This window comes from Aureibacillus halotolerans (genome assembly GCF_004363045.1).
Lineage (GTDB): Bacteria > Bacillota > Bacilli > Bacillales > DSM-28697 > Aureibacillus > Aureibacillus halotolerans.
On sequence record NZ_SNYJ01000014.1, the window covers coordinates 24576 to 47510 of the forward strand.

General features: G+C 43.8%; 14 protein-coding genes and 2 CRISPR repeat arrays. Of the genes, 13 read left to right on the top strand and 1 reads right to left on the bottom strand.

The window, feature by feature from the left end; all coding sequences use genetic code 11:
- Nucleotides 1-2: 2 nt before the first annotated feature.
- Nucleotides 3-992, bottom strand: a complete 990-nt coding sequence (locus tag EV213_RS14870) for a pectate lyase family protein (protein ID WP_166639344.1) — start codon at nucleotides 990-992, stop codon at nucleotides 3-5.
- 458 nt (nucleotides 993-1450) lie between these two features.
- Between EV213_RS14870 and EV213_RS14875 the strand changes: the two genes are divergently transcribed.
- From EV213_RS14875 to cas2, 13 genes are all read left to right on the top strand, one after another.
- Nucleotides 1451-2005: a GNAT family N-acetyltransferase gene (locus EV213_RS14875; protein WP_243740193.1), complete on the top strand. Its 555-nt coding sequence runs from the start codon at nucleotides 1451-1453 to the stop codon at nucleotides 2003-2005.
- A gap of 79 nt (nucleotides 2006-2084) precedes the next feature.
- A complete protein-coding gene (locus EV213_RS14880; RefSeq protein ID WP_133581352.1) occupies nucleotides 2085-2894 on the top strand; it encodes an alpha/beta hydrolase in 810 nt (269 codons plus the stop codon).
- A gap of 342 nt (nucleotides 2895-3236) precedes the next feature.
- On the top strand, nucleotides 3237-4172 hold the full coding sequence (locus tag EV213_RS14885; protein ID WP_133581412.1) for an ABC transporter permease: 936 nt from the start codon (nucleotides 3237-3239) through the stop codon (nucleotides 4170-4172).
- Nucleotides 4173-4232: 60 nt separating this feature from the next.
- Entirely contained in the window at nucleotides 4233-5099 is an 867-nt protein-coding gene (locus EV213_RS14890; RefSeq protein ID WP_133581413.1) for a carbohydrate ABC transporter permease, read from the top strand.
- 12 nt (nucleotides 5100-5111) lie between these two features.
- A complete protein-coding gene (locus EV213_RS14895; RefSeq protein ID WP_133581353.1) occupies nucleotides 5112-6734 on the top strand; it encodes an extracellular solute-binding protein in 1623 nt (540 codons plus the stop codon).
- Nucleotides 6735-7138: 404 nt separating this feature from the next.
- Nucleotides 7139-9211: a CRISPR direct-repeat array (repeat unit 32 nt; unit sequence GTCGCACTCCTCGTGAGTGCGTGGATTGAAAT).
- 255 nt (nucleotides 9212-9466) lie between these two features.
- On the top strand, nucleotides 9467-10393 hold the full coding sequence (locus tag EV213_RS14900; protein ID WP_133581354.1) for a GNAT family N-acetyltransferase: 927 nt from the start codon (nucleotides 9467-9469) through the stop codon (nucleotides 10391-10393).
- Between the two features lie 205 nt (nucleotides 10394-10598).
- Nucleotides 10599-13013 (top strand): CRISPR-associated helicase Cas3', encoded by a 2415-nt coding sequence (gene cas3, locus EV213_RS14905; protein ID WP_133581355.1) that lies wholly within the window; start codon nucleotides 10599-10601, stop codon nucleotides 13011-13013.
- A 1052-nt stretch (nucleotides 13014-14065) separates the two neighbouring features.
- Nucleotides 14066-14779 carry a type I-C CRISPR-associated protein Cas5c gene (gene cas5c / locus EV213_RS14910; protein ID WP_133581356.1) on the top strand — a complete coding sequence of 238 codons (714 nt, stop codon included), beginning with the start codon at nucleotides 14066-14068 and terminating at the stop codon, nucleotides 14777-14779.
- On the top strand, nucleotides 14780-16666 hold the full coding sequence (cas8c, locus tag EV213_RS14915; protein WP_133581357.1) for a type I-C CRISPR-associated protein Cas8c/Csd1: 1887 nt from the start codon (nucleotides 14780-14782) through the stop codon (nucleotides 16664-16666).
- A 3-nt stretch (nucleotides 16667-16669) separates the two neighbouring features.
- Complete coding sequence (cas7c, locus tag EV213_RS14920; RefSeq protein WP_133581358.1) at nucleotides 16670-17521, top strand: type I-C CRISPR-associated protein Cas7/Csd2; 852 nt, start codon at nucleotides 16670-16672, stop codon at nucleotides 17519-17521.
- On the top strand, nucleotides 17511-18170 hold the full coding sequence (cas4, locus tag EV213_RS14925; RefSeq protein ID WP_133581359.1) for a CRISPR-associated protein Cas4: 660 nt from the start codon (nucleotides 17511-17513) through the stop codon (nucleotides 18168-18170). The genes cas7c and cas4 overlap by 11 nt, the downstream gene beginning before the upstream one ends.
- The gene (gene cas1c, locus EV213_RS14930) at nucleotides 18167-19198 is read left to right on the top strand and encodes a type I-C CRISPR-associated endonuclease Cas1c (RefSeq protein ID WP_133581360.1); all 1032 of its coding nucleotides are present in this window, start codon (nucleotides 18167-18169) and stop codon (nucleotides 19196-19198) included. The genes cas4 and cas1c overlap by 4 nt, the downstream gene beginning before the upstream one ends.
- A gap of 9 nt (nucleotides 19199-19207) precedes the next feature.
- A complete protein-coding gene (cas2, locus tag EV213_RS14935; protein WP_133581361.1) occupies nucleotides 19208-19498 on the top strand; it encodes a CRISPR-associated endonuclease Cas2 in 291 nt (96 codons plus the stop codon).
- A 178-nt stretch (nucleotides 19499-19676) separates the two neighbouring features.
- A CRISPR array of direct repeats spans nucleotides 19677-22674; the repeat unit is 32 nt; unit sequence GTCGCACTCCATGTGAGTGCGTGGATTGAAAT.
- Nucleotides 22675-22935: the final 261 nt, after the last annotated feature.

Sequence of the window (22935 nt, forward strand, 5' to 3'; positions counted from 1 at the left end):
AGTTACGGATTTACAACACCAACGCCGGCGTATTGCTGGACGAGGTTTTTGACGTCGCTTGTATCATCAAGGGTGTAGGAGTAGTCTGGGGTGAACGATGTTGTGGACGATGATGGGATGCTGCCTGTGCTATTAATAAATGCATTGCCTGACTGGTTCCAGTACCCTTCATCATCGCTGTACCAGGAGCCGATTGGGTTTTCGGAGTTTTCAAAGACGTTGTTCTCGATAAATAGTTCTGCACCCATGCGTGAGTTGACGCCAGTATCAATGATGTTGTTCCAGTAGTTGTTGTACAAATGAGCGACGCCATGGCGAACTGCAGGAACACGGGAATTAATACTGTCAAACCAATTGTGGTGGAATGTGATGTTGCGATAATCATCATCCCCGTCTGAGCTGCCCATCAGCATGCCTTTCCAGCCATCATGGACGTAGTTCCAGGAGAACGTGATGTTTTCTGCGTCTCTTTTGACATCAAACAACCCATCATAATAATCCTTGTCCACGTCTAGACTTTGGTAAAGCTCGTTGTGATCGACCCAGATTTGGCTTGATGGGCCTTCAATACTCACAGCGTCTTTTTCGCCAGCTCTGACTTCATGGATCGTTAGGTTGCGAATAATAATATTCTCTGCGCGCCAAACCTTGATGCCGATGCCGTCGAGTTCCCCATTCGTGCCAACCCCAAGAATCGATACATCAGCGACATCCTTTACATTAATCTTGCCTTCAGACGTATTGGCAGGGGTAATTGTACCGTCAACATAGACGGTCAATGGAGTGCCTTCATCCTTGTCCTTTAATGCATCGTTCAATGCGTCCCCAGTAGAAACTGTGATCGTATCACCCCCTTCTCCTCCAGTCGTTCCTTCGCCATACCCTTGAACACTAAAATCGGGGGCAGCCAGTGTCGTCTGAAACGGTGCAACAATAAGCCCAATGACAATCGCCAGAACAGCAAGTGCGGATACAGCTTTACGTTGTTTCATTTTGATCAAATCTTCCATCTCCTTTTTTAGTTGGTTTCGGCAGCTCCGTTAGTAACAATAAAGTAAGCGCTATCATTTTGACGGAGCATGGGACAGAGCGACGCGGCCCTCCTTTTATTTGGGATGATCGTAGCGTAACACGAGACGTTTCGTTTTCGGAATGTTCATTTGCTTAGATAGGCGTTCTATCGATACAACAAGTCTCAGAAAGATTGTCGTATGATGTAAGGATTATGATGTTTTTCTTATTTTCGGAATAGTTGTATAGTTCGATAGATGTAATGTCTAACCCAAAATAAGGAACATTCGACTACTCCTCGAGTGTAAGGATTATTTTGGGAAAGAGAATGGAGTAGGAATGATACAAGCTGTAGCCTCATTCAAAAGCCGCCACTATGCACACTTTACCGAAGTCTCTGAATTCGTTACTATGGAAAGGAGAACAGGGGGCGTTTAGTGTGTCTACAACTTCAAAGCTAACAGGCAAGCACATTTATTTAAGACCGCTCGAACTAAAAGATGCAGCACTTATGGCACATTCCATCAATAATGATGAAGAAGGGCGCCGATTGACGGGCACACATAAAGTGTTTACCGAAACTGACATCGAGCGCGCCATTGAGGCGTTTTCACAGGACCCGTCACGAGTAGACTTCGGCATCGTTCGTCGTGAGGATGACCGCCTCATTGGAGACATTGTTTTAAATGAAATTAGCGCCATCAACCGCGATGCCGGGATGAGAGTGGCTCTGTTTGATAAATTTACGGGAAAAGGCCATGGCACCGAGGCCATCCAACTCATGCTTGAGTACGGGTTTGGCATCTTAAACCTGCATCGGGTGGATCTTGAGGTGTATTCGATTAATCCTAGAGCCATTCATGTGTACGAAAAAATCGGCTTCAAAAAGGAAGGCGTTAAGCGCCAAAACTGGTATTACAATCACGAGTATTACGATACAGTGTTAATGAGCATTTTGGAGGATGAGTATCGCGAACGGTATGTGGAGCAGTGAGGATGACAGACCCCTTTTCCGTGGGGGTCTTTTTTGCAGTTAACTGCATTTTAGAATAGAAGAGGAGGTTTTTTTAAACATGCGTCATACATTCGATTATCCAGTCATAGAAAGACCGTACAAATCGGTAGAAAATAGAGAACTAATGCTGTATATATTCGATTCGAATGTGCAGCAAAAGAATCGACCAGCTATGCTTTTCTTTAATGGTGGGAGTTTTAAAAAGGACCCGAAAACGCCGGTGCAATTTCAGCATCAAGCGGATTATTTTTCTTCAAAAGGCATGGTGGCCATCTGTGTGGATTATCGAAACGGATCAGATGAGGGCTTCGTGCCTACCCAAGCGATCTGCGATGTTAAATCTGCTGTTGGGTACGTGAGGGGGCATTCAGATGAGCTCGGCGTTGATCCAGACAACATTGTCGTGTGTGGTTCATCAGCAGGCGGCTACATTACGGTTTCCTCGATCATGTTTGCTGCGATAAACGATGATGAAGCATACGATCATCAAAACAAAGCCCATCTACCGAATTACTTAATTATTTTTGCTGCAGGGATGGACGGCGTCGACATCATGAAAAGACGGTACCCGCAGCTCATTGAAGAGGCGAATCAACTGTCACCAATTCATCATATTCAAAAATGTTTACCGACAACGTTATGGGTATGTGGCACGGCAGATGATCTTTATGAACAGAACAAACGTTTTATCGAACAGATGAAACAAGCGGGAAATGACATTACTCTAAAAACATATGAAGGCATGGAACATGGCTTTTTTAACTACGGAAAACATCAAAATAAGTACTTTCACTTAACCAAAGTTGAGATGGAGACGTATTTGAATTTGATGAATGTGATTGATAGCGATGCATCTCTCTCTAAGTGAACTTGAAATTTGATGGATGTGACATGTCACTTATGAACGTTGTAAGTGCGGAGGCACGCTTTTTTGAAACTTTCTTCTGATTACTGTTTGTCAACCTACCTGAGCCTAGGTGGGTTTTTTAGTATGGAGATGTTTCTTAATCACAAAAAGATATGTTGACATACCAAATATGGTTATGTAGAATACATTTAAATGTTGCAACCGCTTTCAAAGATGATTTATGTACGTAAAAGACTAATTATTTAACGAATTCTCAAAAGAAAGTATTTTCGAACGTTAACGAGAGAGGAGAGTGTTTCCTTGAGAAAGCAAACTGATTCGTCTTCGCAGTCATTGAAGCTAATGGAACATCTTACAGACAAACGGACGATTCGAAAACGAAGAAGGCGAGACATTTGGCAGCAACGGGAGCTCTATGTGTTTCTCCTACCTGCCTTTCTCTATTTTCTTATTTTTCATTATTTCCCGTTGTATGGCTTACTCATTGCCTTTAAAGATTTTGTTCCATCTTTGGGCGTGTGGGGAAGTGAATGGGTTGGTTTTCAATGGTTTACGGACTTCTTCAACTCCTATTACTTTTGGGATCTTATCAAAAACACCATTCAAATCAGTCTCTATTCCCTCTTTGTCGGGTTTCCCATGCCAATTATCCTGGCGCTAGCAATTAATGAAATTAAGGACAACTGGTTTAAGCGAAGCTTTCAGACGATTACGTACGCGCCACATTTCATATCCCTCGTTGTCATGGTTGGGATGATTATCGCTTTTCTATCGCCGCAAAGTGGGATGGTCAATCATTTTCTCGGGCTGTTTGGCATTGAACCAATTGCGTTTATGTCAGAGCCTGGTTGGTTCAAAACTATTTTTGTTTTGTCGGGTGTTTGGCAGAACATGGGGTGGGGTGCGATTATTTATTTGGCTGCGCTCGCTGGGGTTGATCCACAGCTTCATGAAGCCGCAAAGGTGGATGGCGCATCACGGATTCAGAGGATTTGGCATATTAACATACCAACTCTAATGCCGACGATTATCATTCTGTTTATTCTCGACATGGGCGGCTTGTTGTCCGTAGGTTTTCAAAAAATCCTCCTTATGCAAAATCAACTGAATATGGAAACGTCTGATGTGATTTCAACCTTTGTCTATCGTGCTGGGATTCTGGATGCCAACTATAGTTATGCGACCGCTGTCGGCTTTTTCGATGCCGTCATTAATGCCGCCATTTTGGTTGGAGTCAACTACCTTGCGAAAAAACGCAGTGGCACAAGTTTATGGTAGTGGAAAGGAGGGGGCAACGTGAGTGTCATTAAGGAAAGTCGAACGGATCGTGTCTTTCAAATGTTTGTTTACGTCTTTCTGATCATTATTTTGATTATGGTTCTTTACCCATTGGTGTACGTCATTAGCGCATCGATTAGTGACCCGAAGCTTGTCCATTCAGGAGAAATGTGGTTATGGCCAATGGGGTTCAATGTGGAAGGCTACAAGCTAATTTTGGAGTATGAGCAGATTTGGGTAGGCTATCGCAACACGATTCTTTATACGATTTTAGGCGTTTCCATCAATTTGTTTGTGACGCTCCCCGCGGCTTTTGCCCTAGCGCAAAACAAACTCGTTGGCCGCAATCTGTTTATGATGATGCTTGTGTTCACGATGTTTTTTAGTGGAGGGTTAATCCCAACCTACTTGCTTGTAAAGAATTTAGGGTTGATCAATACGGTTTGGGCGATGGTGTTACCGAATGCTGCCGCTGTCTGGAACATCATTTTGTGCACGACCTTTTTTAGAGTCACGATCCCAAAGGAACTAACGGAAGCAGCAGTGATCGATGGCTGTTCAACGACGAAAATGTTTCTACGCATTGTCCTGCCACTTTCCATGCCCATCATTGCCGTGATGTCGCTTTTTTATGGCGTAGGGCATTGGAATGAATACTTTAGTGCACTCATTTACCTGTCGGATGAGTCCAAATACACGTTACAGCTGGTGCTACGACAAATTCTCGTGCTCCAGGAGCTTGGCAATGACAACGTCCAATCGACGATTACAAGCACGACCGCGGAGGCGATGCAGCACCGGCAAACATTGGCTGAAATTATGAAATATTCCGTGATCATTGTCTCGACACTGCCGATGATTATCGCGTATCCGTTTCTACAACGTTTCTTTGTGAAGGGTGTCATGATCGGGTCACTTAAAGGATGAGGACCTGTTGTGATGTTCAATAATAAAAAGGGGTTGAATCAATTGAAGACATGGGGATGGAGTACCGTATTGTCCGTCAGTCTTTTACTGACCGCATGTTCTGGAGGCGGAAGCAGTGAAGAAGTTGCGAACAAAGAACCGGCAACAGGATTTAACGAAACGGGATTTCCGATTGTGAATGAGCCGATCACGTTGTCGATGTTTGGTCCGTTGGCAGGGGAAGCGCCTTGGGAGGAACGAGAATTTTTCAAAGTGATGAAAGAGAAAACAAACGTGCAATTTGATTTTACAACACCACCACGAGCAGATCTGACGACAAAGAAAAACCTACTTTTGGCAAGTGAAGACCTTCCAGACATTTTCTTTGGCTCTGGCTTTACGCAAGAAGAGATGGTGGAGTATGGAAATCAAGGCGTGATTTTGCCTTTGGAAGAATTGATCGAAAAGCATGCACCAAACATCCAACGTATGCTTGAAGAAGAACCAGAAGTTAGAAAGGCGATTACGACCCCAGAAGGGCATATTTTCGGCTTGCCAATGGTGAACGATGCGCCGTCATTCTGGCATCTTTGGTACAATGGCGAATGGCTGGAAAACCTGGGGGTTGAGGAGCTGCCAAAAACGACAGAGGAGCTGTTTGCCCTTCTGGAGCGGTTTAAAAACGAAGACCCAAATCAAAACGGGCAAGCCGATGACATTCCTCTCAGCACCCATTCAGGAATGGGCGGATTGCGCCACATGTTTTTAGGAGCGTTTGGTGTGCAAGGGCAAGAAATCACAATAACGGATGGAAAGGTAGATTATGGCGCCATTCAGCCAGGGTATCGTGATTATTTGGAATACATGAATTCGCTTTGGGAAAATGAACTGATCGACCACGAGTCCTTTTCGCAAAACGACAATCAGAAAAAAGCGAAGGGCCAAAACAACCAGCTCGGTCTCTTCCCAGACACACGTCCGTATTTCGTCCTCGGTGGCGAGTATGACAGCACGGAGCATCCCGTGATGGCACCAGTGACCGGACCAGGTATTGACGAGCCAGTGCTCACGCTGCCGAAAAAATTTGGTCCCGACGGCCAATTTGTGCTTACGAAGGTGAATGAACATCCCGCCGCCTCGATTCGTTGGGCAGACTATTTGTATTCGAAGGAAGGTGCTGACTTTCAGCATAATGTCACGGAAGGACTATATTGGGAATGGAAGGACGATAGTCAAACCGTCCGCGTGATCAAAGATCCACCGGAAGGGTTTGAAAATGCGGAGATGTACCGCTCCGCCATTTCACCAGACTGGGGCATCGGCGTCCCGATTTGGCGCACGCCAGTCGAAGAACGCGGCTGGGAGTGGGACGAAAGCAAATTTGAGCAGTGGCTAAAAGCCGAAGACGAGGAGAAATTGCTGCCATATGCCAAGCCTGGATATCCACACGCGTTTTTTACAAAGGAAGAAACGCGCACGGTCAGCCGCATCAATCGCGATCTGAAGAAATACATCGAGCAGATGGAAGCCAACTTCATCACCGGCGAAACGCCGTTGTCTGAATGGGACAGTTATGTGGAAACGATAAAAGGCATGAACGTTGACGAGCTAGTGAAGATCAATCAAGCCGCGTTTGATCGATATGAGGAGAAGTAAAAGTTTTGGGTGAACTGAGGGAAATTTAAGTAGAGAATGATGGACCGAGTAAAACGATGATGGACGACTTCCGAGGTTGAGGGGAGTCGTTTTTTTTGTGAGGGTAGGGAGAGATCTCTTTGTTGATGAACGGGGTATGATTGATATCCTCCTAGGACTTGGGTATGATGGAATGAATGGGATGTGGCTGATGCTCCTTTCGATGAAATCGTTGGAAATAGCTCAGCGCGAACCCTAAGCGCACATGAAATCCCTAGGAGGTTCGCGCTTTATAATTAGAAATTTGACTGATTGTTTTTTCCTTTAATTGCATTTTCGCATTGTTAATCGTTTGATAACTAATTTTTCAGGCGGAATGCACACTGAAATGAAGAAAATCGCCATATTTTAGGTTGATTTTCGCTGTCGCACTCCTCGTGAGTGCGTGGATTGAAATGGTAGGGGAGCGGAACAAAAAAGAATCCCTACCCGTCGCACTCCTCGTGAGTGCGTGGATTGAAATTGCGTCAACTCCGCGTAAAGCCGTAATTTCGTCGTCGCACTCCTCGTGAGTGCGTGGATTGAAATCTGATCTGTCCCATCGGTCACGCCCAACTTGACGTCGCACTCCTCGTGAGTGCGTGGATTGAAATAATGGTATAACTATAGTCCGTTTCCTCTTCCATGTCGCACTCCTCGTGAGTGCGTGGATTGAAATGTATAATTGCAACCTCCTACACCGACAGCAAAAAGTCGCACTCCTCGTGAGTGCGTGGATTGAAATCCTAGTTTCCAACTAATACCCTCTTGATCTAGTCGTCGCACTCCTCGTGAGTGCGTGGATTGAAATAAGCTTGTGAAGGCGTTTCAGACCCTCCAAAGGGTCGCACTCCTCGTGAGTGCGTGGATTGAAATTTACGCATGGGTATCACAGCAGGTCACAGCAACGTCGCACTCCTCGTGAGTGCGTGGATTGAAATCTTCCTCTCCGTTCTGATCGGTGCCGATGCCTACGTCGCACTCCTCGTGAGTGCGTGGATTGAAATGTAAGGTCGCGTGTCGTGGTGGAATCGTTGACAAGTCGCACTCCTCGTGAGTGCGTGGATTGAAATACGCGCTGATAGTCCGGAAACCTGCGCCGCCTGCCGTCGCACTCCTCGTGAGTGCGTGGATTGAAATATTATGAAACTTTTTGAGGTCGTTGTGGTGCTCGTCGCACTCCTCGTGAGTGCGTGGATTGAAATTTCGACCGCCTTTGCGAATACCTCGCGCTGCTTGGTCGCACTCCTCGTGAGTGCGTGGATTGAAATGCATCGCGGTTGGATGTTTTATCAACACGGATATATAGGAGTCGCACTCCTCGTGAGTGCGTGGATTGAAATGCATCTTGAATCTTTGGTTGGTAGTGAAGTTGAGTCGCACTCCTCGTGAGTGCGTGGATTGAAATAAAACGGATAAGGCCGCGGAACGTGCGGAGCGTAGTCGCACTCCTCGTGAGTGCGTGGATTGAAATGTTGCGCCAAAACTCTACTGTTACGTATGCGCGTCGCACTCCTCGTGAGTGCGTGGATTGAAATAACCACAAATGGGGAGACAGGGAAATGTTGCTAGTCGCACTCTATGTGAGTGCGTGGATTGAAATATCTCAGCATCTGGTGTGTGCTCCTGTGACTCAGTCGCACTCTATGTGAGTGCGTGGATTGAAATGAGGTGCTTTATTGCGTCTTGTTGATCCACCTGACGTCGCACTCTATGTGAGTGCGTGGATTGAAATAATAACTACGAAAACAGCCTTAATTTAGGCATATGGTCGCACTCTATGTGAGTGCGTGGATTGAAATTTTTGTTAGCCGTTCGCCAACGGGAAACAATGTCGTCGCACTCTATGTGAGTGCGTGGATTGAAATATCGGCTCACCTCAGCGATCATGACTTGTCGGTGTCGCACTCTATGTGAGTGCGTGGATTGAAATCGTTAAATCTACAGACGATTTGGAAAGGACAAATGTCGCACTCTATGTGAGTGCGTGGATTGAAATTCATCCGGTGTTTTTTTGATTGCGTGAGATATTGGTCGCACTCTATGTGAGTGCGTGGATTGAAATGCTAGTACGACGTTTGCTAGCGCATATAGACGCAGTCGCACTCTATGTGAGTGCGTGGATTGAAATAGATGGGCAAACGCTGCGTCGATGTCGACATAATGTCGCACTCTATGTGAGTGCGTGGATTGAAATAAAATGTCGCGGCTTTTTCTCAATCGAAAACTAGGTCGCACTCTATGTGAGTGCGTGGATTGAAATGGCTATAATTAATAATAGATCGGTGTGTTTCCTGTCGCACTCTATGTGAGTGCGTGGATTGAAATACCATTATTCATCTCCTGTATTCTCGTTTTATAGTCGCACTCTATGTGAGTGCGTGGATTGAAATTCTCGATGCCGGAATTGATTGTCCTGTCGTGCAAGTCGCACTCTATGTGAGTGCGTGGATTGAAATGGTATGAGAAACTCTTATTTGCTTTTATGCGTCGTCACACTTCTTCGTGAGTACCTGGATTGAATCATCAAACAGGCAGGCAATGCAGCTGCCTGCTAATTGTTTTGAGTAAGGACTTATTATTGAACGTAGTGTCAGAAATAATAGCGTATTAAAATTAATCCCCTTCTAACGATTGAAGAGCATGTACTCGAAATGGGTTGTAAAATCATAGAACAGTGTGTTCTAAACGGAGTTCATTAAGGAGTGATACTTATGTTAGATGTTAAAAATCTCTCTAATGCTATTTTAGCTAATGAAATTTCACTTAAGAGAGCAAGTAATAGAGAATTCGCAAAATATTTAGCGATTTATCGTGAAAATATTTGGTTTAGAGATACATGGGAAAAAAGAATTGGGATTGTTGATGATTCTGATCATTATTTTTGGCTAATTCAGAGAAACAGCTGTGTAGGGGGAGTCGTTCTTGAGGAGACCTCATTTATGTCTTTGTTTACCATTCCTCCTTTTAACGATGAATATATATTGTTAGAAAAAATAGTTAAGTTTCTCATAGGTAATTCAGCAAAAAACGAGGTCATCAATGCTTATGGGATTTTGCCGTCTCAAGCTGAGCATTTATTAAAACTCGGGTTTAATCCACAAAAGTCGAGACGTTGTATGATAAGACCTACCGAGATATTCGATGATATTCAATGGGAAGATAATTTAAAAATTGTACGTCCAAACAATCAGTATATAACAGATATATCCAAGTTATTCTTCGAAAACTATGACAGTTTAGGTTTTGACGGAGTGAACACTTTAGCTGAGCAATTTGAGTCAGTAACTAGGTACTTTCGTGATAATAGTAATGAAAAATTATTGAATGATGCATCTAGTATCATCCTTGATTCGAACAATGACGTTATTGCTGCCTGTTTGATATCTTCATGGGAGGGTGTCCCACTGGTCTATGATTTGGCAGTATCTAGTGTATATCGTAGGAGTGGACTCGCAACGAAAATGTTAAAACATTCATTAAGTACTTTAAAAGAGAAATATGATTTTGTACGTCTTTTTGTGTATTCTGGAAATCCGGCAGAGTCAGTATATTATAAACTTGGATTTTTTTCAGGTACTAAAACGACTAACTTCTGTTTTTCCATGGATCGGAAAGGTGTTTTATCAAACTCCACGTGAGTAAGTAGAGTGTATCGGATCAACATCAACCAGGATTAAAGAAGTTCGGATTGAAATCTCACATTCTAGCACACACTTAATGGAGAAAGAATACCCTGGATAATTAATCAGGTGGCACTACTACCATCAATTGACTTTTTGCCAAATGATAGGTACGATAGTCTTATAATCTCGTGCACTCAACTAGGTAGAAAGGGATGGTATTTTGGAATCTATCGCCCATATTCGTGAGAGTGATCACAAAATTCAATCTGTTGAGCAACATTTACTAGATGTGAAAAATCTTGCCGAGCAATATGGTGAGAAGATAGGGATTAAGCATATAGCTGGTCTGGCAGGTCTTCTTCATGACTTTGGCAAATTCACTCTTGAATTTAAAGCGTACATAGAACAAGCTGTCTTTCATCCAGAGAATCCCCCACAAAAAGGCAGTGTGGATCATTCAACTGCTGGCGGTAAGTTCATATATGATCTACTGCATTCTCCATCTAGCACTCCATATGAACGAATCCTTGCTGAAGTAGTAGGGAACGCCGTTATTTCTCATCATTCTTATCTCCGTGATTTTATTGGTCCATCACTGAATTCAGCCTATTTAAAAAGGGTAACGGATTCAGAAGGCAAGTTGAAAGAATATCATTTTTCGAAAGAATGTTTTTATCGGTATGCGATGTCTGAAGGTGAGTTTGCCGAATATGTAAACAAAGCCCTAGTAGAGCTTAAATCGATATTGAATGAGTCACCAAAACAGATTTTTTTCTTATCAAAGTATATTTTTAGCGCTCTTATAGATGCGGATCGAACCAACACGAGACAATTTGAAGAAAATACTGAGAATGTGTCTTCATCATACGATCGATTGTTTGAGGACTACTACGGAAAATTAAATGCTCACATAACTACATTGCGAGAATCTGATCAAGCCGATCATCCAATTAATGTATTGCGAACGAAAATGTCCGAACAGTGTGAAGAATATGCTCGAAAACCATCGGGAATCTATAAACTCTCGATCCCGACCGGCGGCGGGAAGACATTGGCTAGTTTACGGTATGGACTAAAACATGCCTTGACTCATCAAAAGCAGCGAATCATTTATATTGTGCCGTTTACGACAATCATTGAGCAAAATGCCGGAGAAGTACGTCGGATTTTGAAAGACGATCACAATGTATTGGAGCATCATTCAAATGTTATTGAAGATATAAATGAAGACATCCTCGAAGAGCAGGAAGAGGCGGAGCAAAACAAAAGAAATAAACTAAAGCTTGCACGGGATAATTGGGACAGCCCGATTATTTTTACGACGATGGTGCAATTCCTGAATGTCTTTTATGCAAAAGGAAATCGCAATACGAAGCGGTTACATAACCTAAGCAACGCTGTGCTGGTGTTTGATGAAGTGCAGAAAGTACCAGTTCATTGCGTATCATTATTCAATGAGGCCGTAAACTTTTTGAAGAACGACTGCAAATCAAGCATTTTGCTTTGCACGGCCACGCAACCATCCCTGCAATATGTGACACGAAGTTTGGATGTAAATGCAGAGGGGGAAATTGTGCAGGATTTAGACATCGTGGAAAAAGCATTCCGTCGTGTCGATATGATCGATAAAACCGTTGACGGTACGATGGACAATGAAGATTTAGCAGACTGGCTGCAATATCAAATGGATGTGACACCGAATATCTTAGTAATTCTGAATACCAAAACCGTTGTGCGACGATTGTACGAAAAATTGAAAGAAAGAAATGTACCCGTATTTCATCTCTCGACATCAATGTGTGCAGCTCATCGGAGAGAACAGCTAGAAGAGATTAAGACATTGTTAGAGAAAGAAGCACCTTTTATTTGTATTAGCACACAGCTCATTGAAGCAGGGGTTGATGTCAGCTTTCAATGTGTTGTACGATCCCTCGCTGGTTTGGATTCACTTGCGCAGGCGGCGGGCAGATGTAATCGCCATGGGAAGTTTGATAAGCGACCAGTGTACCTCATTGACCATGCAGAAGAAAAACTGGATAGGCTGAAGGAAATCGAAGTGGGTAAACGAATCGTTTCGAAAATGCTAGTCGATCTTCAACAGAAGCCGCTTTCTCATGGAGGCAATTTGTTATCAAATCAAGCGATGGAATTTTACTTTCGTGAGTTTTACGCTGCTTTTGAAAACGATGTGAATTATTACGTCCGAGGCTTGAGTCAAACGATGGTCACATTGCTTATGTCGAAGAAAAAGAACAATCCTTATGTGAAAGAATATTTAAGCAAACACCAATCTCATTTACCTCTAATGATTGGAGCAAGCTATCAAACTGCCGCAGAAAATTTCCGTGTCATTGACGATATAACGACTGCAGTGATTGTGCCATTTGAAGGTGGGAAAGAAATTATTGCTGAATTCAATAGTGGTGCATGGGAAAAAGACACGACATCCCTTTTCAAAAGAGCACAGCAATTCACCATCAATCTTTATCAGCATGAGTTAAAACGCTTATCAAATGAATCGGGTCTTGAAGTGTTTTTAGACGGACAAGTCTTTGCCTTACGCGAAGGGTTCTATTCTGAGGAATACGGTCTTGACTTAGAAGGAGCAGGTGGGATGGGGGATTTGTTTCTGTAGAAAAAAACTTACCTTAATGAGAATAAGATAAGTTTTTCACTATTAAGATATAAAGACAAAGCATAAAATTTCAATCCACGCTTTGCAGCGAAAAATATTCTTTATTATAACATACCTACTTTATGTAAAGGTAGACAGATAATAGATTCTTGAGTTAGCAGACTAACGATTTGCCAAAGTGTGCAAGTGTACCTCGGATCGAGACCATCCCTTCGGACTTAGAGACAGGTGTTCTTTTTAATCATGTTCATATCGCTGAAAACTGTTTTTTGCGAATACACTCAATGAATAAACTCAATCATTAATGCATAAATAAGCATAAATAATTTTTAGGTGAGTTAATTTCAAGTCAAAAGCCATTCTGTGTTAAAACTCAAGGCGCGATTATAAAGGAACTTAGGATCTATTATCGAAGTAAATATTCTTCATGAGTTGGCTCAATCTGAAAATCAGTGCTTGAAATGAATGAACCTCCCAAAATTGAACACAGTGGCGAATAAAAACTCAAACTACTCGGAAAAGCATCAAGTGATCGGTTCCAGCCCCTAACTGATCGGATAATCGCCTAAAGTGATCGGTTATCTTCACAAAGTGATCGGATGCGAGGGCAAACTGATCGGAAAACATCAATGGCCAACTCTAATGCAGTCAAAAACTCATTTTGGTAATGAACCCATAAGTTTATATTTTTTCTTGCGAAGGTGCTACGTAAAATAAACTCCAATGATTAAAAAGTAGAGAGGGAATCCAAGTTACCCTTCTTTATTCTTTGTCTTTTTAATCCTTTATAGTAAATTTTTATTCGTAATCTGTTCTAAAATGCTTATCATTTTAAGTATATATCAATATTAAGAAAAGAAAGGAGGGAGAATATTGAATAAACGATTTATTAGGAATTTTATGTTACTTAGAGACCTTTTTGTTCTCACTGTAATTTACTCCTTGTCGATAACGCTGGATAAAATTGTAGCAAGATAGGAAGTATTCGTGTATCGTTCAAAGCGAAATTTACTTTGAACGATATGCCCCTAATATTGAAAGGAGGTGAAACCATGAAAAACATCATTGAATTTGTCGTCTACGGAGATTATGCCTTGTTTACCGATCCACTAACAAAAATCGGTGGAGAGAAGCTCACGTACAATGTGCCAACGTATCAAGCGCTAAAAGGCATAGTTGAGTCGATTTATTGGAAGCCCACGATCGTATTTATCATTGATGAAGTGCGTGTTATGAATCCAATCCAAATGGAGTCAAAAGGGGTAAGGCCGATTGAGTATGGCGGCGGAAATACGTTGGCTAATTACACGTATTTGAAAGACGTCTGCTATAAAGTTCGTGCTCGTTTTGATTTCAATAAGAACCGTCCTGATTTAGCTTTTGACCGTAACGAAGGCAAGCATTTCGCGATTATGAAGCGTTCTCTTGAAGCTGGTGGACGTCGAGATATTTTTCTCGGTACACGCGAGTGCCAAGCTTATGTCGAGCCGACAAATTTTGATGAAGGTGAAGGCGCTTACGACAATATTAATGAGTTGCACTTTGGTCAGATGGTTCACGGAATTAACTACCCGGATGAGACGGGGCGGGATGAGCTTGAGGTAAGACTTTGGCCTGCTGAGATGAGAAATGGTGTAATCAAATTTCCAAAGCCAGAGGACTGCACGTCTGTTCGGAAAATCAAAGATATGGCTCCTCCAAAAGTATTTGATCAATCCAACGTCCAATCTGCGGACGAGTTAATGAAAGAGCTGGGAGGTGAATAAATGGGCTGGTTGCTGAATTTGTATAAGACCTATGAAGCCAACGTATCTCAGGTGGGAAAGATTGAGAAATCGCGATGGGACAAAGAATATACGTTGCTGCCAATCGCACATACGACACAAAACGCGCATATCGAAGTGGATATCAATGAAGATGGGACATTTCATAGTGCAGACATGATCGGAAAAGTGAACACACTTATCCCATGCACGGACGAAGCGGCAAGTCGGGCTGGCTCCAAGATAGCACCATATCCACTTCATGACAAACTGAGCTATGTTGCCGGCGACTTTGTGGCGTATGGAGGCAAAATTAAAAAGGAAGAGCCTTTTCAAGCCTACATAAAGCAATTAGGGAACTGGGCGAATTCTCCTTATGCAACGAACAAGGTCAAAAGCATCTATCACTATTTGAAAAAGGGAAGTTTAATCAAGGATTTAGTGGACGAAAAAGTGCTCTTTCTTGATCAAAACAACCAATTAATTGAGAAGTGGACGTCTGATTATGAACCCCTTCAAGGAGAAAAACCGTCCATTTTCACTGCTGTCACCGGTGGACAGGAAAGCGCATTTGTTCGTTTCAATGTTCGTATTGGTCATACCCCTGATGTATGGACGGACAAGGAAATGTTTGATTCCTTCATTGCGTTTTACAATGAAACCCTTGGAGAAACAGATTTATGCTTTGTCACGGGTGAGCAGCAACCGAGCACAGAGCGTCATGCCAATAAAATTCGTCATGCGGCGGATAAAGCGAAACTGATTTCGGCCAATGACACGAGTGGTTTCACTTATCGTGGGCGTTTTAAAACAAGCAAAGAAGCAGTAGGCATAAGCTATGATGTCTCGCAAAAAGCCCACAACGCATTGAAGTGGCTCATCCAAAAGCAAGGCAAAACGATTGATGATCGTGTGTTTTTGGTTTGGGGCTCTGACAATGAGCAGCTGCCAGCTCCTGACGATGATCCGTATGATTTTTTCCAAGATGATGATGACGAGCAGGATGTCATTGCGAACACACTCTATCTTTACGCAAATGAAGTAGCCAAGGCAATCGATGGGTACAAGAGTGATTTGGAAACGAAGGCGGATGTTAGCATCATGATTCTTGATTCAGCGACAACGGGGCGAATGGCCGTGCTTTATTATCGCAGTATGGAAAAAGAACTCTATCTCAATCGTTTAAAGGCATGGCATGCCAAATGTTATTGGGCCCATCGGCATCGTAAAAAGGACAATACACGCATCCAGTTTTATGGCGCACCAGCAACGAAGGATATCGCGTTTGCGGCCTATGGACCGAGAGCGAGTGACAAGATCGTTAAAGGTTTAATGGAGCGCATGGTTCCGTGTATTGTCGATGGTCGAACGGTTCCGACAGATATTTTGCGAAGTGCCTTTCAACGTGCCTCTAGTCCACAATCAATGGAGACGTGGGAATGGGAAAAGACGTTAAGTATTGCCTGTGCGTTATTGAATGTTAAGGAGGGGTTGGATGTGTCGCTAGATTATGAGTTGAAGGATCGGAGCTACTTGTTTGGACGGTTGCTAGCCATTGCCGATGTTCTGGAGAGACGAGCGCTTGGGAGAGAGGAAACAAGGGCAACGAATGCGATTCGATATATGAATTCTTTTTCAAAACATCCTGAAAGAACGTGGAAGACGATTCAAGAGAGTTTGCAGCCTTATCAAGCAAGGTTAGGAACGAAAGCGACCTACCTTTCACGTTTGATTGATGAAGTCGGAACGATGATTGCAATTGAGGATTTCAATAATCAGCCATTGACCGGAAAATATCTTCACGGCTTCTACAGTCAACGACAGGAATTGTATAAAAAGAAGGCTGATGTTTCTGAAGATCAAGAAAATACACAAAGTGAGGAGCAATAAACGATGTCAGTCTTAGACCACAAAATTGATTTCGCCGTCGTTCTTTCTGTTTCTAAAGCCAACCCTAATGGAGATCCACTAAACGGGAATCGTCCTCGCCAAAACTATGATGGCTTTGGTGAGATCTCAGATGTTGCCTTGAAGAGAAAAATCCGCAATCGTCTGCAAGATGCTGGAGAACCGGTTTTCGTACAGTCTGATGACCGTAAAGTCGACGCATTTAAAAGCTTACGAGATCGTGCGGGCTCAAATGAAAAACTTGATAAGATGCTTAGTGCAAAAAACCCGTCAACGGATGAGTTTGCCACCATTGCCTCACAAGAATGGATTGACGTTCGTAGCTTTGGTCAAGTGTTTGCGTTTAAGAATACGACACTTTCAGTTGGGGTGCGTGGACCTGTTTCCATTCATACCGCAACTAGCATCGATCCGATTGATATTACGAGCATGCAAATTACGAAAAGTGTCAACTCTGTCACTGGTGAAAAGCGTGGGTCGGACACAATGGGGATGAAGCACCGGGTCGACTTTGGTGTGTACAAGTTTGTAGGGAGCATCAATGTCCAGCTTGCTGAAAAGACGGGATTCACGACAGAAGATGCTGAGAAAATTAAGCAAACTCTTGTGACTCTATTTGAAAATGATGGCTCATCGGCACGACCTGATGGCAGTATGGAAGTTCATAAAGTCTACTGGTGGGAGCATTCCTCCAAGCTAGGGCAATATTCTTCAGCTAAAGTCCATCGTTCGTTGGATATTAAATCAAAGGTAGAAACACCGAAAAGCATTGAGGATTATGCCATCGAGTTAACGGCGCTAGACAATCTCTCTGTAGAAGAAATTGATGGCCAATAATAGCGAAGAAACGTATTTGATGCTGTCTGGCTTGCAACATTTTCAATTCTGTAAACGACAATGGGCGTTGATTCATATTGAACAACAGTGGGAAGAAAATGTGAAAACAGTGGAAGGGCAGCATCTTCATCAAAAAACAGATCAACCGTTCATTCGTGAAAAGCGTGGAGAGAAGCTCGTTGTCCGCGCAATGCCAGTTCAATCGCGAGAATTAAAACTAAGTGGAATTTGTGATGTCGTGGAGTTTGTTCAAGATGAGAGTGGAGTGGAACTTCATGACTCCCCGGGGAAATATATCGTTCATCCGGTAGAATACAAGCGGGGGAAGCCGAAGAAAAACGATGCCGATTTGGTTCAACTGGCAGCACAAGCCATTTGCTTAGAGGAAATGCTTCTGTGTAAAGTGGATGTGGGCTATTTTTTCTATAATGAAATTAAGCGGCGTGTCGAAGTGTCTCTAACAGAGGAACTAAAAGACTCTGTTAGAGACATCGCTAGAGACATGCATCAATACTACGAGAGGCGACATACTCCAAAAGTAAAAACGGGGACCTTCTGCAAAAGCTGTTCTCTTCAGCACATATGCTTGCCAGGGCTAATGAGTAAACGGTCTGTGAAAAGCTATATTGAAGGGAGTCTAGCCGAATGAGAAAATTGCTGAACACGCTTTTTGTCACACAACCAGACGTCTACCTATCACTTGACGGAGGAAATGTTGTGATGAATAAAGAGCAGGAGAAGCTGCATCGAATCCCTCTTCATAATTTGGAGAGCATCGTTTGCTTCGGCTATACGGGCGCAAGTCCTGGACTCATGGGGTATTGTGCAGAGCGGAGCATTTCGATTGTTTTCCTGACTATGAACGGACGTTTTTTAGCCAGAGTGATCGGCGAAAGCAAAGGCAACGTGACGTTACGAAAAACACAATATCGAATCTCAGACGATGAAGAAAAATCTGCCGAAATTGCGAGAAACTTTATCGTTGGCAAGCTATTTAATAATCGATCGATCATTGATAGAATGGCAAGAGATTACCCAATGAGGGTTGATGTTGAGCAATTTAAGAAAGCATCAAAGTCTCTCTTATCTTCAATTCGAGAAATAAGAGAATGCACAGATCTTGAACTCTTGCGGGGCTGGGAAGGTCAAGCCGCCATCAGCTACAATCGTGTGTTTGATGATATGATCCTTCAGCAGAAAGACAATTTTTATTTTCGCCATCGTTCTCGGAGACCACCTAAAGATAATGTCAACGCCATGCTGTCTTTTGCCTATACATTGCTAGCGAATGATATGGCCGCGGCATTAGAAACAGTTGGTCTTGACGCTTACGTCGGTTTTCTGCACCGCGATCGACCAGGAAGAGCTTCATTGGCGCTAGACGTTATGGAAGAATTGAGAGGCGTGTATGCAGATAAATTTGTCCTGTCGCTGATTAATCGCAAAGAGATGACCGCAGACGATTTTGTTAAGAAAGAAAACGGTGCTGTCCTCATGACAGATGAGAGCAGAAAGACGTTTCTATCAGCGTGGCAAATGAAAAAGCAAGAGAAAATGACGCATCCATATTTGAATGAGAAAATGTCATGGGGGCTTGTTCCGTATGCACAAGCCCTTCTGCTAGCGCGCTTCTTACGAGGGGATTTGGATGAATACCCACCATTTTTATGGAAGTAGGTGACTTGGATGCTTTTGTTGGTGACGTACGATGTAAGCACAACGAGCAGCGGTGGGACGAAGCGGTTAAGACGGGTTTCAAAAGCATGTCAAAGAGTTGGGCAGCGCGTGCAAAACTCAGTGTTTGAATGCATCGTCGATTCAACACAATATACGCAACTTAAGATAGAATTGGAAGGCATTATTGATAAAGAAAAGGATAGTCTGCGATTCTATCGATTGGGAGACAATTATAAATCAAAAGTAGAGCACGTGGGCGCAAAAGATTCTCTCGACGTGGAAGCGCCATTAATTCTTTAGCGCGAACCCCAAGCGCACATGAAATCCCTGGGGGGTTCGCGCTTTATAATTAGAAATTCGTTCGACTATGATTTCCTTTAATTTCATAATTGATGAATGGAAGATTTGATAAATACGTTTGACGGTCAGAAGATGGATAAAATAAAGAAAATCACCATATTTTAGGGTGATTTTCGCTGTCGCACTCCATGTGAGTGCGTGGATTGAAATTTTGCCATCCCACTTTAAGGGTTTCAGATAGTCGTCGCACTCCATGTGAGTGCGTGGATTGAAATGATGATTACCGTACAGTCGTCGTGAATTCTCGTTGTCGCACTCCATGTGAGTGCGTGGATTGAAATTCCGCTTTTCCCTTGCCGACGACGCGCAGCTTAACGTCGCACTCCATGTGAGTGCGTGGATTGAAATGCCATCTACCGCCCTTTGCCGACGGTCAAGCGCCGTCGCACTCCATGTGAGTGCGTGGATTGAAATCTTCGGCTTGCTCATTTAACCGCCTCCCTTCGCGGTCGCACTCCATGTGAGTGCGTGGATTGAAATTTTTAACGGAAGGAGAGCGCTTAATGGGCGAATTGTCGCACTCCATGTGAGTGCGTGGATTGAAATACCTCTGCGAGGCATGACGGCAATTGCGCGCTCGTCGCACTCCATGTGAGTGCGTGGATTGAAATATCATTTGAGCCAGATTCTTGGGACGGAGTTACCGTCGCACTCCATGTGAGTGCGTGGATTGAAATCCTCATAATGTCTATTTGATTGAGAGTGGTGGCGTCGCACTCCATGTGAGTGCGTGGATTGAAATTCGCCTTGTCGTCCAAAATGACAGGTATTTGGGTCGCACTCCATGTGAGTGCGTGGATTGAAATCCGAGTCAGAGCGACTCGCTGAGATCGTGCATGGTGGTCGCACTCCATGTGAGTGCGTGGATTGAAATTTTACCGTGAGTCTTGACTTCTAAAATCATTTCGGTCGCACTCCATGTGAGTGCGTGGATTGAAATCAGCCTGCAGCTCGTAAGCTCGTCCCTGGCTCGGGTCGCACTCCATGTGAGTGCGTGGATTGAAATAAACCTACTGGCACAGGGCAATACAGACGACCAGTCGCACTCCATGTGAGTGCGTGGATTGAAATAATGTAGTCATCTGAACCACGGACTCGTTTTATGGTCGCACTCCATGTGAGTGCGTGGATTGAAATGACTTGCTCTCAGTTGGTTTGCTTTCTTTCTTTGTCGCACTCCATGTGAGTGCGTGGATTGAAATACACCACTTTGTCTGCGGTGTACAATTTCGGGAGTCGCACTCCATGTGAGTGCGTGGATTGAAATTAGTTAGTGTGCGCTCCAGCCATGTTCGCTCGAGTCGCACTCCATGTGAGTGCGTGGATTGAAATAAATGGATATGCTGCGTTTGACGGACAGTCTAGTCGCACTCCATGTGAGTGCGTGGATTGAAATTAACAATCCAAGTCCGACCAATAATTTCACCGTGTCGCACTCCATGTGAGTGCGTGGATTGAAATGTTACCTCCCCTTTCTCAATCTGATTCCAGTAATCAAGTCGCACTCCATGTGAGTGCGTGGATTGAAATTTTGCTGCGCTCTCTGCCCGGCTCGAACGTCGGGTCGCACTCCATGTGAGTGCGTGGATTGAAATTACTGTTGCACTCCTTGTGGGTGCGTGGATTGAAGTCGCACTCCATGTGAGTGCGTGGATTGAAATTATCCAAAAAACCTTAATCATAGAAGGAGGTTAGTCGCACTCCATGTGAGTGCGTGGATTGAAATAACTGGGAGACATTAGAGCCTGTAACAACTCTACGTCGCACTCCATGTGAGTGCGTGGATTGAAATTGCCCTCATAGTTAGAAAGGGGTGCTGTAGTTGTGTCGCACTCCATGTGAGTGCGTGGATTGAAATGATTCTGCTTCATGCACAACTCCTGATACTGGTGGAGGTCGCACTCCATGTGAGTGCGTGGATTGAAATAGTAACATAGTTTGGACACATAGAAGAAAATAAGAGTCGCACTCCATGTGAGTGCGTGGATTGAAATCGCTTGGCGTATTCCTGCTCACCACCCCGTCAAGTCGCACTCCATGTGAGTGCGTGGATTGAAATCACACAGGCGATCCTGATTGAGTAATAGTCAAGCGTCGCACTCCATGTGAGTGCGTGGATTGAAATCCGATCTCAAACAGCCCTGTAGAGGCTAAACCTGCCGTCGCACTCCATGTGAGTGCGTGGATTGAAATCCCAATAGTGTCTGAGTATCGGATTGATACTCGGTCGCACTCCATGTGAGTGCGTGGATTGAAATGGCCGTTAAATTGTCCTCAGACGGTCGAGGATCGGTCGCACTCCATGTGAGTGCGTGGATTGAAATTCCAGGATACACTAAACTATATATTAAGTAAAAAGTCGCACTCCATGTGAGTGCGTGGATTGAAATTTTGCGTATCCCATGCTTGTGAACGCGGCAAAAGTCGCACTCCATGTGAGTGCGTGGATTGAAATATCGCTATTGTCACGGTTTTGCAACCATAAACCAGGTCGCACTCTACGTGAGTGCGTGGATTGAAATCGAATCAAGACCTAGCGCAATTGCATAAGCGCCGTCGCACTCTACGTGAGTGCGTGGATTGAAATCCCTGACATTACGGATATTTTCAGGAATTTTGCTGTCGCACTCTACGTGAGTGCGTGGATTGAAATCAGCAAACCGCCTGGGTCTTGATCTTGCGACATGGTCGCACTCTACGTGAGTGCGTGGATAGAAATTCTTATTAGCCGTTCGCCAACGAGAGACAATGTCGTCGCACTCTACGTGAGTGCGTGGATTGAAATTATTATCCTCATTACTTCCTGGAGACTGGACAATTGTCGCACTCCACGTGAGTGCGTGGATTGAAATCCTGCATATTGCGATTACTACAGTAAGCAGAGGAGGTCGCACTCCACGTGAGTGCGTGGATTGAAATCAATTGATTCACCCCCTCTAAATGTGATTGTACCAGTCGCACTCCACGTGAGTGCGTGGATGGAAATCGTGTCAACATAGTCACGGGAACCGCCCATGTTGGTCGAACTCCATGTGAGTGCGTGGATTGAAATGTCTTACTCTCCCAAGGATTTACGACCCTTAAGTCGCACTCCATGTGAGTGCGACAATTGAAATTGTTTTGCATTCAGGTGGCGGAAATAAAGTGCAATTCTTTGTCTAACCGCCCTTACTATCGTTGTCGCACTATCCATCTTGAAAAAATTGCGATTCATGCCCTACTCACCGTCCCCATCGTTCCATAATAATCTACAGCTGCCAAAACGAAGGTAACAAAAAACAGGTCAATCATGGTGGGATCTAACCATAATTAACCCGTTCACTGTATCGGCATAGCGCTATTTAGGTTCGTTATACAAGTACTCCATGTGTTAGATG

Bases quoted from the DNA above. Each gene is read 5' to 3' on its own strand.
- EV213_RS14870 (WP_166639344.1), bottom strand. From the start codon at position 992: ATGAAACAACGTAAAGCTGTATCCGCACTTGCTGTTCTGGCGATTGTC.
- EV213_RS14880 (WP_133581352.1), top strand. From the start codon at position 2,085: ATGCGTCATACATTCGATTATCCAGTCATAGAAAGACCGTACAAATCG.
- EV213_RS14885 (WP_133581412.1), top strand. From the start codon at position 3,237: ATGGAACATCTTACAGACAAACGGACGATTCGAAAACGAAGAAGGCGA.
- EV213_RS14890 (WP_133581413.1), top strand. From the start codon at position 4,233: ATGTTTGTTTACGTCTTTCTGATCATTATTTTGATTATGGTTCTTTAC.
- EV213_RS14895 (WP_133581353.1), top strand. From the start codon at position 5,112: ATGTTCAATAATAAAAAGGGGTTGAATCAATTGAAGACATGGGGATGG.
- EV213_RS14900 (WP_133581354.1), top strand. From the start codon at position 9,467: ATGTTAGATGTTAAAAATCTCTCTAATGCTATTTTAGCTAATGAAATT.
- cas5c (WP_133581356.1), top strand. From the start codon at position 14,066: ATGAAAAACATCATTGAATTTGTCGTCTACGGAGATTATGCCTTGTTT.
- cas8c (WP_133581357.1), top strand. From the start codon at position 14,780: ATGGGCTGGTTGCTGAATTTGTATAAGACCTATGAAGCCAACGTATCT.
- cas7c (WP_133581358.1), top strand. From the start codon at position 16,670: ATGTCAGTCTTAGACCACAAAATTGATTTCGCCGTCGTTCTTTCTGTT.
- cas4 (WP_133581359.1), top strand. From the start codon at position 17,511: ATGGCCAATAATAGCGAAGAAACGTATTTGATGCTGTCTGGCTTGCAA.
- cas1c (WP_133581360.1), top strand. From the start codon at position 18,167: ATGAGAAAATTGCTGAACACGCTTTTTGTCACACAACCAGACGTCTAC.
- cas2 (WP_133581361.1), top strand. From the start codon at position 19,208: ATGCTTTTGTTGGTGACGTACGATGTAAGCACAACGAGCAGCGGTGGG.